Origin of the sequence: Rhabdobacter roseus, assembly GCF_014202275.1 — a bacterium.
GTDB classification, from domain to species: Bacteria; Bacteroidota; Bacteroidia; order Cytophagales; family Spirosomataceae; genus Rhabdobacter; species Rhabdobacter roseus.
In genome coordinates, this window is record NZ_JACHGF010000009.1 from 194,726 (window position 1) to 207,509 (window position 12,784).

11 protein-coding genes are annotated in these 12,784 nt (G+C 56.5%); 9 read left to right on the forward strand and 2 right to left on the reverse strand.

Annotated features, from left to right (window positions below):
* Positions 1-26: 26 nt before the first annotated feature.
* Together HNQ92_RS28755 and HNQ92_RS28760 are read right to left on the reverse strand one after the other, a co-directional pair.
* On the reverse strand, positions 27-392 hold the full coding sequence (locus HNQ92_RS28755) for a DEAD/DEAH box helicase family protein (protein ID WP_343063034.1): 366 nt from the start codon (positions 390-392) through the stop codon (positions 27-29).
* On the reverse strand, positions 350-757 hold the full coding sequence (locus tag HNQ92_RS28760; protein WP_246440639.1) for a DEAD/DEAH box helicase family protein: 408 nt from the start codon (positions 755-757) through the stop codon (positions 350-352). Before HNQ92_RS28760 ends, HNQ92_RS28755 begins: the two co-directional genes overlap by 43 nt.
* A 536-nt stretch (positions 758-1,293) precedes the next feature.
* On the opposite strand from HNQ92_RS28760, the gene HNQ92_RS22355 reads away from it, so the two are divergent.
* The 9 genes from HNQ92_RS22355 to HNQ92_RS22395 all read left to right on the forward strand — a co-directional run bounded on the left by HNQ92_RS22355 (position 1,294) and on the right by HNQ92_RS22395 (position 12,749).
* Positions 1,294-1,479 carry a hypothetical protein gene (locus HNQ92_RS22355; protein ID WP_246440641.1) on the forward strand — a complete coding sequence of 62 codons (186 nt, stop codon included), beginning with the start codon at positions 1,294-1,296 and terminating at the stop codon, positions 1,477-1,479.
* A 136-nt stretch (positions 1,480-1,615) separates the two neighbouring features.
* Positions 1,616-2,041 carry a hypothetical protein gene (locus HNQ92_RS22360; protein WP_184177514.1) on the forward strand — a complete coding sequence of 142 codons (426 nt, stop codon included), beginning with the start codon at positions 1,616-1,618 and terminating at the stop codon, positions 2,039-2,041.
* Between the two features lie 231 nt (positions 2,042-2,272).
* Positions 2,273-3,214, forward strand: a complete 942-nt coding sequence (locus HNQ92_RS22365) for a DUF4886 domain-containing protein (RefSeq protein ID WP_184177516.1) — start codon at positions 2,273-2,275, stop codon at positions 3,212-3,214.
* Positions 3,215-3,242: 28 nt separating this feature from the next.
* On the forward strand, positions 3,243-3,869 hold the full coding sequence (locus HNQ92_RS22370) for an RNA polymerase sigma factor (RefSeq protein WP_184177518.1): 627 nt from the start codon (positions 3,243-3,245) through the stop codon (positions 3,867-3,869).
* A 34-nt stretch (positions 3,870-3,903) separates the two neighbouring features.
* Positions 3,904-4,887 (forward strand): FecR family protein, encoded by a 984-nt coding sequence (locus HNQ92_RS22375; protein WP_184177520.1) that lies wholly within the window; start codon positions 3,904-3,906, stop codon positions 4,885-4,887.
* A gap of 207 nt (positions 4,888-5,094) precedes the next feature.
* Positions 5,095-8,505 carry a SusC/RagA family TonB-linked outer membrane protein gene (locus tag HNQ92_RS22380; protein WP_246440649.1) on the forward strand — a complete coding sequence of 1,137 codons (3,411 nt, stop codon included), beginning with the start codon at positions 5,095-5,097 and terminating at the stop codon, positions 8,503-8,505.
* Positions 8,506-8,541: 36 nt separating this feature from the next.
* Entirely contained in the window at positions 8,542-10,020 is a 1,479-nt protein-coding gene (locus HNQ92_RS22385) for a RagB/SusD family nutrient uptake outer membrane protein (protein WP_184177522.1), read from the forward strand.
* A gap of 154 nt (positions 10,021-10,174) precedes the next feature.
* Positions 10,175-11,554, forward strand: coding sequence for an FAD-dependent oxidoreductase (locus HNQ92_RS22390; protein ID WP_246440659.1), 1,380 nt, complete (start codon positions 10,175-10,177; stop codon positions 11,552-11,554).
* A 16-nt stretch (positions 11,555-11,570) separates the two neighbouring features.
* Entirely contained in the window at positions 11,571-12,749 is a 1,179-nt protein-coding gene (locus HNQ92_RS22395) for a hypothetical protein (protein WP_184177524.1), read from the forward strand.
* Positions 12,750-12,784 lie beyond the last annotated feature (35 nt).

A 12,784-nucleotide genomic window follows, 5' to 3' on the forward strand; every position in this document is an offset into this window, starting at 1 on the left:
TAGCGGTTCTTATATAAGGGTTTGCCCTACCAATCCTTCATGTCTTCCTTCAAGCGCCGGATAAAGAACTTATTGATGCCGTTATGCTCTAATTCTTTAATGCGGGTGGAGGCAATCTCATCAGTAGCAAAGATGTCTTCGTCCAGAATTTGCAGCAGTTTCTTGAAGATGTCCGTCCGACCGCGGTGAGGCGTGGCCGTTAACAACAGAATGTGTTCGCATTGCTGGGATAACAGCTGTGCCGCCTTGTACCGCTGGGAAAGGTACTGCCGGTTGCCGTAGTCGTAGGCCGACAGCTTGTGGCACTCGTCAATCACGATTAGATCCCAGTGAGAGTTCCCTGCAACATTCAGGACGTCGTCCCTAGAGATAAAATCGATGGACGTAACAATCCGCGGAGCGGTATGGAAATATTCGGATCGGAGGAGAACAGACTCCTATTAACAAGCGTGAAGGGGATGTTGAACTTGATAGCCAACTCATCCTCCTGCCATTGTTTGGTGAGACCTCCGGGCGTAATGATAAGGATGCGCTCGATCAAGCCCCCCAGCAGCATTTCCTTGATCAGTAGGCCGGTCATGATCGTTTTACCCGCCCCGGTATCGTCGGCCAACAGGAATCGGATTTTTGGCAGGGGCAACAGATATTTGTATACAGCTTCTACCTGGTGTGGGAGCGGGTCCACGATGCTGCAATTGACGGCAAAGAGAGGATCAAACTGATAGGCAGAGTTGATACGTTCGGCTTCGGCAAACAAGGCAAAATGGACGGGATCTCCCTCAAAATTGAAAGTACCTCCGCCAGTACTTCGAGTTGCTCAAACTCCGAGACGGAGATAACCTTGGTATTGGTTCGTTTGGTGTTAACGCCCGTAAATTTCACGGACACCATGGTGCCCAGGGGCTGGATATGGTTGAGCGTGACAGGTTCGGAGGGGATAAGATTCTTGATAATCTGACCGGGTTGCATGGCGTGTTGCAAGAGGGACTGTGTTTTATAAGTTGTTTTAAAATAGTACTGGCAGGGGCCCAAAAAAGTACTTATTTCAAATCACCTTGGAGTGACCAAAGTTCAAGCTTACGTCTCCTATGAGTATTCAACGAAAGAAAGCAAAGCGTAAGAAATATCCTAGTGACATTGGCAAGAATAGCCCAAGAAAACTCAACTCGAATTTACCGAAAAGCAAATCGAGGGCAGAGGCGGAAAAGTAGATCGTAGCGTATTAGGATTTTTAAGAGTCGATTAACAGCATCATATACGTAGTGGACTTGGCTGCTGCTCTACGATTACTGCATGACCAACCGCTTTGGGGCTTCCTACTCGCCCGATTTGATTCACTGGAGCGTGGAGGAGGACGTAAGCTTTCCGTCGGAAGCCCGGCACGGCTGCGTTTCGCTCTTAACCTCTAAGGAGGCTAAGGCTTTGCTGCAAAAGTACCCAGGTACCCCCTCAAACGTGCGTTCTTGGCAAGAGCCATGAAGCCTGAGCTGGTGTTTTGTGCCGGCATTTTATTCTGTATCGGCACCATTTCTCTTACATCCCTACAACCATTTTGCCACGATAAGGATCATAGTATGAGCGAATGAATACAGCCATGGATTAAAAGCGTATTTTCATGAAACAAATGCTCTCGTGTAAGACCACATCCGTCACAAAAAATTTCTTGCTTTGCTTCTTTTTAGTAGCTGGATGTACCGTTTCTGAACCTGATCCGTACGAAGCGGGGAAATGCTACGAAGGTACTTATATAAGGGGATTTTGCCCTAGCGTTGCGGTTGTATCAGTTACCAATGCAAACATCGGAATCAAATGGGATTACAACGGCAAAAAGTACAGCAATGCACTAGCCATTCATAACTTTGAGATCGACTCGCTGGGGCCAGATCGTACAATCTACTTTACAATTGACGTTGACGAAACCGCCAAAGGAGGTGAATGTTACCTACCTATTCATTGCCAAATGTGGCTGTTTGATACATCATCACCAGAAGTAGGTATTTGTGCAAAGACCATTTCGAACAGACCTTGTGATCAGTTATAATACGAATGGTCCTATTCTCCCAAAAATCACAAAATTATAAGTACCTTTCCGCCTTCCTGAATTCTCCAAAAGCTTCCCCATCCCTAGCATCGACCAATAATTCCCGGCCCTGGCGCGTTCAATACTAGGACGAAAACGCCTCAAGTACCTCCGACCCGTCGGGGGTACTTGGGTAGATTTCGGCCCCTGGGTACTTTGTACCAAGTATCATCCAAGCCTATCCGACTTACTATGCACGTTCTTTTTCCTAAACGCCTCTGGGTACTGGTCCTGATTTTTGTCACGCAGCTCAGCTATGCGCAGTCGGGCCAAGGTACCTCCCGCCGCGCCCAAACCGATACGCTGCGCGTGTTCCTGATCGGCAACAGCTTTTCGCAAAACGCCGCCCGCTACCTGCCCCAGCTCGCCGCCCAAGGCGGGCATCCGCTGGTGATTGGCCGCGCCGAGCTGGGTGGCTGCTCGCTGGAGCGCCACTGGACCCACGCCGCCGCCTTTGAAGCCAACCCCAACGACCCCAACGGCAGCCCCTATAAAGATAAATCGCTGCGGCAGCTGCTGTCGGAAGGTACCTGGGACCTCATCACGATTCAGCAAAACTCCATGAACTCGCCCGACCCAGGTACCTACCAGCCCTACGCCCGCCAGCTCTACGACTACGTCAAGGCTATCCAGCCGCAAGCCGAGGTGGTGTTGCACCAAACCTGGGCCTACCGCTCCGACGCCGACGGCTACGGGCAGGTAAGCCCAGGTACCTTTGCCCAGAGCGAGCGCGACATGTGGGAGAAATCGCGGGCGGCCTACCACGCGACGGCCCAAAACCTGGGCGTGCGGGTGATCCCCGTGGGCGATGCCTTTTGGGCCGTGAGCTCAGACCCCGCCTGGGGCTACCGCCAGGACCCGAACTATGATTTCAAAGCTCCCAAGTACCCCTCCCTGCCCAACCAGGCCAACTCGCTGCACGTGGGCTACCGCTGGACCAACGACCAGAAGTGGGGCTTTGATTCGCACCACGCCAACGAGGCCGGTTGCTACCTGGGTTCGCTGGTGTGGTACACGTTTCTGTTTGGCGATTCGCCCCAAAAGCTCACCTTTGTCCCCGAGCCCGTACCGGCGGTCCTGGCCGCCCAGCTCAAAAAAGTGGCGGAACAAACCGTGAGCCAGGTACGTAAGTAGAGCAGGTACTTCACACAACTCGAAGCCTATGAATGATTTAGCAAACCCCACTGAACATAGCCGCCTCTGGGACGAATTCCGGGCCGGAAGCCAGGAGGCGTTTTCGCGGATGTACGAACTCTACGCCGAGGATATGTACCGCTACGGCTATAACCTGGTACGCAACAAACAGCTGGTGGAAGACTGCCTGCACGAGCTCTTCCTGCACCTGCACAGCCACCGCCGACGCCTGGGTAGCACCGATAACATTCGCTTTTACCTGTACCTTTCGCTGCGGAGAAGGCTGTTTGACACCGTCCGGAAATCAAATCGCTACCGCTCCGACGAGTACGTTTTTGAAGACGCCGAGTTCCTGATCCAGCCCTACGAGCAGCAGTGGATTCATGAGCAGTCCGTAGCCTGGCAAAACAAGGTGGTGGTCACGGAGCTGAACAAACTACCCAAGCGGCAAAAAGAAATTCTGTACCTGGTGTACATGAAAGGCCTTACCTACCAGCAGGCGGCAGAAGTGATGGACATTACGCTCAAGAGCGTCTATAATACCGTGAGCGTGGCGCTGGCTACGCTGAAAGGGTACCTTAAGGAATCGTTGCAGCCCGAAGGGCTTACCTGGGGCATCGTTGGCTTGTTTCTAAAATATATTCTACATGGCTAACTACCCATCTTCAAGTCCAAACCGGATATTTACCATGAATTACCTCTCCTACGAAATCGACGATTTTTGTCAGGACTCGGACTTCATCGGCTGGGTACTTGCTCCCGGTCCCGAATCCGATGCTTTCTGGCGCAGTTTTCTGGAAAAGTACCCCCACAAAGCCGCCGCCGTGCAGGCCGCCGCCGAGCGGGTAAGGCTGTTTCAGTTTCAGGAAATAGAACCCCAACCGAGCGACCTGAACCGCCTCCGCGAGCGCATCTGGAACGACCTCGAAACACCGGTGCTCAGGCTGTCCTGGTGGCAAAAGCCCGCCTTCCGCGTGGCGGCTACCGTCGCGGTGCTGCTGGTGTCGCTGGGGGTACTTTGGTGGAGCAGGGTACCGGGCGCGTCCCAAACCTTCCAGACCGACTACGGCCAGGTACAGCGGATCGAGCTGTCGGACGGCTCCGTCGTAACGCTCAACGCGCATTCGTCGCTCAAGGTGGTGGAGAATCTCAAGGACCAGCCCGTGCGGGAAGTGTGGCTCACGGGCGAGGCGTACTTTGCCGTAGCCAAGCGCCAGGGCGGCAAATTTATCGTGCACACGCCCGAGGCCTCCATTGAGGTACTGGGTACGGAGTTCAACGTCAATACCCGCCGCCAGCAAACCAAGGTAGTCCTTCAGGAAGGCAAAATTCAACTCCTCACCGACCAAGCCCCCGCCCTGACCATGAAGCCCGGCGACATGGCCACCGTGAAGGAAAACGACCAGGCCGTGCAGTTACAGATTGTCCAACCCGAGCACTACAACGCCTGGAAGGAATCCTACCTGGTGCTGGACGACCGCCCCGTGACCGAGATCGTGGACATGCTGGAAGATACCTACGGCCTGCGGGTGCAGTTTGAAAACAAAGTGCTGTTGAGCAAAAAACTAACGGGCAAGTTGAGCCTGAAAGAAATGGATGATTTCATCGAAAACCTAAGTACCATTCTGGACACGGATGTAGAAAAAACTACCGACGGGTACCTGCTTAGGTAAGTAGGTTCAGGGTACTTTGTCCTCGAAAACCGGCTGTCGGTCAGCCTTTTCGTTAGAAATAAAAAAGCGGCCTCAGGGGTGCCTGAGTGCCGCTTTTTGTATAAAAGTTAAACTTTTTCAGAAAATAGTTCATAGAAAACCGGGAAATGTCAGGAAGCAGGCCGTTTAACAACCAGAGGCCTTACCATTCATATTCCTGCTTTTACTATGAAAAAACGTATTCCACTGATCCTGTTCCTGGCTCCGCTCCTCGGCGGCCACGGGTTTCAGGAGCTGCACGCACAAACCATACTGGCCTACCAACCGCCCCAGGTCGAGAACCGGGCGGTACAAGAAAGCGCCAACAGCCTGATCAACTTACTCAAAAAACTCGAGACGATCCACAAAGTCAGCTTTGTGTACCAACGCGAGCTGCTGGAGAATAAAACGATTTCGACTTCCATTAACGAAAACGATAAGCCGGAGGCCATTCTGGCGCGGGTACTTCCGCCCATGAACCTGCGCTACAAAAAGCTCAAAGGCGGCGGCTACGCCATCCTGGCCCGCAAAGCCACCACCCCAGGTACCTCCGCCGAAAGCAAACCCGCCAGTACCACTACCACGCAGGTACCCCGCGAAAATGTGCCCGCAGGTACCTCCGGCGAAACCGCGCTCGTGTCGCCTCTCCCCCCCAGCCTGGCCCCGAGCCAGCCGGTCGAGATCACGGTGCAGGGGCGGGTCGTTGACGCCGAAAATGGCGAGGGCCTGCCCGGCGTGAGCATTACCCTGAAAGGTACTACCCGCGGCACCAATACGGACGTGAGCGGCAACTACTCCCTGAGCGTCCCGGACGAGCAGGCCGTGCTGGTATTCAGTTTTGTGGGATACCAGGCCCGCGAGGAAGTGGTAGGTACCCGAACGACCCTCAACGTAACCCTCCGCACCGACAGCCGCGCGCTGGAAGAAGTGGTGGTGGTGGGGTACGGTACCGTCAGGAAAAGTGACCTGACGGGCTCGGTGGCGCAGGTAAAATCCCGGGAGATCAACGCCTTCCCGGCGGCCAATCCGCTCCAGGCGCTGTCGGGCCGGGCGGCGGGCGTGCAGGTAACCCAAAACAGCGGCGCACCGGGAGCGCCCGTCAGCGTGCGGATTCGGGGTACCAACTCGGTGCAGGGCAGCAACGAGCCGCTTTACGTGGTGGATGGTTTTCCCATTGCGGGTTCCAACCCGACGATCCTGAACAACGCCGACATCGAGAGCGTGGAGGTACTTAAAGACGCCTCGGCCACGGCCATTTACGGCTCTCGCGGGGCCAACGGCGTGGTCATTATCACCACCCGACAAGGGAAGGCGGGCATTACGCGGGTTGACTTCGAAACCAGCTACAGCGTACAGACCCTGCGGAAAAGAATGGACTTGATGAATGCTCAGGAGTATGCCCGGTTTTATAACATCCAGGCCGCCAACGACAACCTCAGCCCCTACTTCACGCAGCAGCAGATCGACGGCTTCGGCGAGGGCTTCGACTGGCAGGATCTGGTGTTTCGCCGGGCTCCCATGAAAACCACTTCCCTGAATGTTAACGGCGGAAACGAGAAAACCCAGTTTTCGGTGTCGGGTAGTTTCTTCGGTCAGGACGGCATCATTGTGGGGAGCGACTACAACCGCTACTCGCTCCGGACCAACATCAACCACAAGATGGGCGAGAAATTCAGCGTGAACTTGTCAAGTACCCTGAGCCGCCTCAATACCGACCGCCGCGACAACGCCGGTGGGTCACGCGGCAACTCCATGATCTCAGCGGCGCTTTCGGCCCCGCCCACGCTCACGCCCTTCAATGAGGACGGCTCCTACCGCGTGCTGGCTACGGCCTACCCTTTCGTGGCCACGGACCTGATCAACCCCATTAATTTTATCAACGAGCAAACCAACCAGATCCGGGCCAACCGGATTCTGACCAACGCCGCGCTGCTTTTCAACCCCATTCCCGAGCTCACCATTAAGATTTCGGGCGGGATCGAAAACGCCGACGACCGTACCGACGAATACACCACCCGCAACTACTTCAACTCGCCGGGGAGAGCGTCCATCAGTACCAGCCAGGTAATGAGCTTGCTGAACGAGAATACCATCAGCTACCAGAAAACCTTTCAGGAAACGCACAGCATCTCGGCCGTAGCCGGTTTTACCTACCAGGATTTTACCACGACCTTTCTTTCGGCCACGGGCAACGGTTTCCTGAGCGACATCACCGAAACTGCCAACCTCGGCTCCGCCACGACGCCCGGCATACCGAGCTCGGGCTACTCCAAGGCGGTGCTGCTGTCGTACCTGGCACGGGTCAACTACGGCTACCAGGACAAGTACCTGCTCACGGCCAGCCTGCGCCGCGACGGCTCCTCGCGCTACAGTGAAGGCAACAAATGGGGGCTCTTCCCCTCCGCAGCCGTGGCCTGGCGCGTCTCCAACGAGGAGTTCCTGCGCAACAGCACGCTTATTTCCGAGCTGAAATTCCGGGCGAGCTGGGGCTTAACCGGCAGCCAGGCCATTTCGCCTTACTCCACGCTCAACCAACTCTCGGCGGGGCGTACGGTATTTAACGACGCGTTATTCACCACCTTTGCCCCCGGCACCACCCTGCCCGGCAACCTGAAATGGGAAACCACCGAGCAGATCGACGTTGGAATTGACCTGGGTATCTTCCGCAACCGGGTACTTTTCACCGCCGACTACTACATCAAAAACACCCGCGATTTGCTCAATACCGTCCGGCTGCCGTCCTCGCTGGGCTTCACCACGACGATCCAGAACGTGGGTGCCGTGCAGAACAAAGGCCTGGAGCTGGGCCTGGATGGCCGGATCTTCACGGGGGCTTTCGAGTGGGACCTCAACGCCAACATCTCGTTTAACCGCAACAAAGTAGTGACGCTTTACGGCGGGGACGACATCCTGGGCGGCACCGTCAACGTAGTCGTGGTGAACGACGTAGCCAACATCCTGCGCGAGGGGCAGCCCATTGGGCGCTTCTGGGGCTACCAGGAAGACGGCTACACCGACCAGGGCCGCATCCGGTTCCGGGATCTGGACGGAGACGGGGCCATTACCCAAAACGACAAAACCTACATCGGTGATCCGAATCCGAATTTTATTTATGGCATCAATTCCCGGATGTCGTTCAAGAATTTTGACTTGACGCTATTCATTCAGGGTACCCAGGGCAACGATATTTTCAACGTCAGCTCCATTACCAATACCATCGACTACGGTTTTGGACTGAACATGCCCAGGGAGGTACTTTACAACCACTGGTCGCCCAGCAACCCCGACGCCAAGTACCCGCTCATCAGCCGTAACACCGCCACCCGCCTGTCGGACCGCTTCGTAGAAGATGGCTCCTACCTGCGGCTGCGGAACATCCAGCTGGCGTACAACCTGCCCACCGAAAAGCTGGGCATTAACTGGCTGCGGAGCCTGCAAGTCTATGCCAGCGGCCAAAACTTGCTCACTTTCACCAAGTACTCCTGGTGGGACCCCGAAGTAAACAGCCGGGGCGGGGCCAACTCAACCGTACAGGGCATCGACCATAACAGCTACCCTACGGCTAAGGCGGTTACCGCTGGCCTGCGGGTAGGATTCTGACGGACAACATCACGGACTTTTTAAAAGTACTTACCAATGAAAAATAAAACATCCAAGTGGTTAACCAGCTCCCAAAAGCCCTTACGTTGGGGCCTTTCGGGAGCGCTGTGCCTGCTCCTGCTTACTTCCTGCGAAGATCTGCTGGAAGAAAATCCGAAGTCCATCGTCGTGGAGACGTTTTTCAATACGGCGGGCGAGGTAGAGTCGGCTACCAACGCCATCTACGCCCCGCTCCGCGCCAACCGCTTTACCGAATACGAGGCCACGCTCGAAGCCATGGCGGAGTACGCCTACGGGCGGGGTAGTTGGGCCCCGCTGCACGAGTTCCAGGGCTTCAACGATGTCAACATCAACCGGGTAGCTACCTTCTGGGATGCCTTTTACCTGAGCATTCGCAACGCCAACCTGGTGATCCAAAATGCGCCCAACGGCAGCGCTATTAGCCAGGCCGACATCAATCGGTTTGTGGGCGAGGCCAAGTTCCTGCGGGCGTTCAACTACTTCCAGCTGGTCCGGAACTGGGGCGGGGTACCGCTGCGTACCGAGCAGAACATGACGGTGGGTGATTTGCGCAAGAGCAGCCCGGAAGAAGTCTACACCCTCATCCTGGCGGATCTAACGGAGGCCGAAACCAACCTGCCCGACAACCCCACGCACGTGGGCCGCCCTACCCGCTGGGCCGCCAAAACGCTCCTGGCCGACGTCTACCTGCAACGCGGAGAATACGCCCTGGCGCGCGACAAAGCCGACGAGGTGATGAAGTCCAACAAATTCTCGCTGGTACCCGTCACTTCCCGGCAGGACTTCCAGCTGCGGGTTTTTGGCCCCGAGCTGCTCACGACGCCCGAAGAGATTTTTTACCTCAAGTACGCCCGGCAGGTGGGTCAGGGCAACTACATGCTTTGGATCACCAACCACCCCAGCACCAACCTCTTCAATTTCGGAGGAGCGTACGCCATCCACGGCGACGCGACCAATCCCTTTTACCAAAACTGGGACAACGCCGATTTGCGTAAAGCCCTCTGGGACCGGGTGAACATTGGTCTGGGAGCTACGAGCCTGGTGAGTGCCAAGTTCATCGATCAGAACGCCATTGCTCAAAACGGAGCCGGCAACGATGATCCCGTTTATGGCTACTCCGACGTACTGTTGATGTACGCCGAGGCCGCCACCCGCGCCGCCGGTGCCCCCACGCCCGAAGCGCTGGAGGCCCTCAACAGGGTACACCGCCGCGCCTACGGCCAAGCCCCCAACACGGCTTCAACGGTAGACTACGTACTGGCCGACTACACGGCCGCGACCTTTCTGGAGCTGGTGAGTCGGGAGCGGGCGTACGAGTTTCAGCTGGGAGGCAAGCGCTGGCTGGAGCTCAAACGGACCGGCCGGGCTAACGAGGTGATCCGAGCCACCAAGGGCATTACCATTGCCGAGAAACACTACCTGTGGCCTATCCCGCTGTCGGAGCTGAACTTCAACAAAGCGCTCACCGCCGCCGATCAAAATCCGGGATATTGATGGCGTAGTAAAAAAGGTACCTGGAAGTAATAAGGCGCTTCTTGTAAAGAGATAAAACACGAGGAAGTAGGTAGAAAGCGTTAAGCCTTCTGCCTACTTCTTAGTCACAAAAAGAGTACAGGCTGGATTTGCGCTTACAAAAGCATTGGATACTATGAAAAAAATGGAAAGAAGATCGGCGCTCGCTACGATCGGGGCCATGTCGCTGGGAATGGCCGCGCCCAAGCTGGCGAAGGGCGAACGCCTCGCTGAACCGTATAAGATTAAAAAGCAGTCTTTGAAAACCGATATTCTGGTGATCGGCGGCGGGACGGCCGGGGTCGTGGCCGCCATCCAGGCCGGGCGGGCCGGGCGGAAAACCATCCTGGTCGAGAACGGCAGCCAGCTGGGCGGCGTCACCACTACCGGCGGCGTGGCCTATCCGGGCATCTTTTTTGCCTGGGGCCAGCAGGTCATTGGGGGCATTGGTTGGGAAATGGTGCAGGAAGCCGTGGCGCTGAACGACGATACGCTACCCAACTTTACGGTACCCCACGGCCGCCAGCACTGGACCCACCAGGTGCGCCTCAACGGCCCGCTCTACGCCATGCTCATCGAGGAAAAATGCCTTGAAGCCGGGGTAGATCTCCGTTTTTACGAAACCCCCACCCAAATTTCGTTTCAGAAAAACAGCTGGGTAGTCCAAACCATGGGCAAAGGTACCCAAACGGAAATCACCTGCAACCAGCTCATCGACTGCACCGGCAACGCCTACGCGGCCTCCATAGCGGGCTTCAACGTACTGCGCGAGGTCGAAACGCAGCCCGGTACGCTGATGTTTGCGCTCGGTGGCTACGACTTCCAGTCGCTGGACCTGCCGCTGATCCAGAGCCGCTACAACGAGGAATTAAAAAAGGGGGATATGGTCAAGACGGAGTTTTACAACATCGTGGCCCTGCTCCGCAGCGCGGGCGACAACGTGCAGCACATTAAGGGTGCCGACTCCACCACCTCCGAAACCCATACCATCGCCAACATCAAAGGCCGTACTTCGCTGCTAAAAATGCTGCGGTTTCTGCGCACCCTCCCCGGACTGGAAAAGACCCGGCTCATTGACATGCAGCCGGAAACAGCCGTGCGGGAAACCTACCGCATCGACGGGCACTACAAAATCACCCAGGAAGACTACGTGACGGGTAAACATTTCGACGACGCCGTTTCGTACTCCTACTACCCCATTGACCTGCACGACGAGAAAGGCGTTATTCCCAATCAGCTCAATCCGGGCGTGGTACCTACCATCCCGATCCGGGCGCTGGTACCCAAGGGCAGCAAAAACTTCCTGGTGGCGGGCCGCTGCCTGAGCAGCGACCGCCTGGCCAACTCGGCCCTGCGCGTACAGGCCTCCTGCATGGGCATGGGCCAGGCCGCCGGAGCGGCGGCGGCACTGGCCAGTAAGCTGGGCAAATCGCCCCTGGAGGTACCTCTCGCCGACCTGCGTCAGCTCCTGGAGGCGCACGGGGGGATTTTTCCTACAAAAAATCGAAAAGGGTAGGTACTTTCGGGCAACGATGCAGCGGCTTAATTCAACATACCCCATCCTCCTCACCAGCGCGTTTGCCGCGCTGGTTTTGTTGCTTTCGGCCTACCCCCGTTTTGACAAAATAAGGTACTTTGGCGCGGCTACGCTGGCGGTCCCGGCCGATACCGTACTGGCCCATACCGTTGATTTTCGCGACACCGTAGCGGGAAGTACCTTGTATCAGGTACTTTCCAAGGAAAAGTACCCCCTGGCCTACTACCGGGAGATCCGGACGGGCGTGTGCTTTGATAACAAGTGCCGCCTGCTCAACGTGGTACTTTACTGGAACCCCACGGGCCGGTACCTGGGCTTTGAGCTACCCGAAAGCGAGTACCTGAGCAAGTCCGACCACGAGCCCTTTGTGGCCGAAGAGTACCAGCGCCTGCACGCCTTGCTGGCCGACTCGCTCTCACCCCTGAGTACTTTTTCCTACAACGAGATCGTACCCAGTACCACCCCGCCCAACCCCGACGTAGATGCCGTGTCGTCTGCTACCGCGCGCGCCGTACTGGAGTACGTGGTGCCGGGCGCGGCCTATACGACCTACAAGCTCTGGCACCTGCTCTACGGCCCGGCGCAGGAGGAGGTCCAGCGGCTCACGCGCCAGCGCCTGTCGCCCGAGCTGCTGCTGATGATGCTGGATAGCCCCGCGCTGGGCGATCAGATCTGGGCGCTGAACCACAGCCGGGGGTACCTGGAGCCGAGCTCCGCGCTGCGGCAAAGGGTACTTTCGTTCATTGACCCGCGCGACTACAACCTGGCCGAGCGCGCCATCAATGCCCTCAGTCCTCCGGATTTGGAAAGTACCTCGTTGCAGGAAGTACTGCTCGATAAGTTTCAGACCGGCAACCACAGCCTCAAAAAACTACTGCTCACCAAGCTCCGGGAAGCCCCGGCCCTAAGTACAGCCAGCCAGCAGGCCCTGGCCCGTCAGCTAACTACCCTGAGCGGCGAGCTCGTGACCAGCGGCCTGGATCTGTACCAGCAACAACCCACGCTCGACCCGGCGGCGGGCAGGGTACTTTCCGAGCTTCTGGAAAATGACAATGCCTATATTTCCAAAAAGGCGTATCAGTTTTTTGAAAAAGTACCCCTTCAAGATAAGCTCGTCCAAAAGCGGCTCGGCCAGTACCGGGCCCGGCACGGCCTCTCGGGTACTTCCCGCTAAAAGTACCTTTGCTTCCAGTACCTAGTTTGATAGAT

What these genes read in the sequence shown, in the direction of transcription:
- HNQ92_RS22375 (WP_184177520.1), top strand. Translation starts at nt 3,904, where the DNA reads ATGAATTACCTCTCCTACGAAATCGACGATTTTTGTCAGGACTCGGAC.
- HNQ92_RS22355 (WP_246440641.1), top strand. Translation starts at nt 1,294, where the DNA reads ATGACCAACCGCTTTGGGGCTTCCTACTCGCCCGATTTGATTCACTGG.
- HNQ92_RS22385 (WP_184177522.1), top strand. Translation starts at nt 8,542, where the DNA reads ATGAAAAATAAAACATCCAAGTGGTTAACCAGCTCCCAAAAGCCCTTA.
- HNQ92_RS22395 (WP_184177524.1), top strand. Translation starts at nt 11,571, where the DNA reads ATGCAGCGGCTTAATTCAACATACCCCATCCTCCTCACCAGCGCGTTT.
- HNQ92_RS22365 (WP_184177516.1), top strand. Translation starts at nt 2,273, where the DNA reads ATGCACGTTCTTTTTCCTAAACGCCTCTGGGTACTGGTCCTGATTTTT.
- HNQ92_RS22370 (WP_184177518.1), top strand. Translation starts at nt 3,243, where the DNA reads ATGAATGATTTAGCAAACCCCACTGAACATAGCCGCCTCTGGGACGAA.
- HNQ92_RS22380 (WP_246440649.1), top strand. Translation starts at nt 5,095, where the DNA reads ATGAAAAAACGTATTCCACTGATCCTGTTCCTGGCTCCGCTCCTCGGC.
- HNQ92_RS22390 (WP_246440659.1), top strand. Translation starts at nt 10,175, where the DNA reads ATGAAAAAAATGGAAAGAAGATCGGCGCTCGCTACGATCGGGGCCATG.
- HNQ92_RS22360 (WP_184177514.1), top strand. Translation starts at nt 1,616, where the DNA reads ATGAAACAAATGCTCTCGTGTAAGACCACATCCGTCACAAAAAATTTC.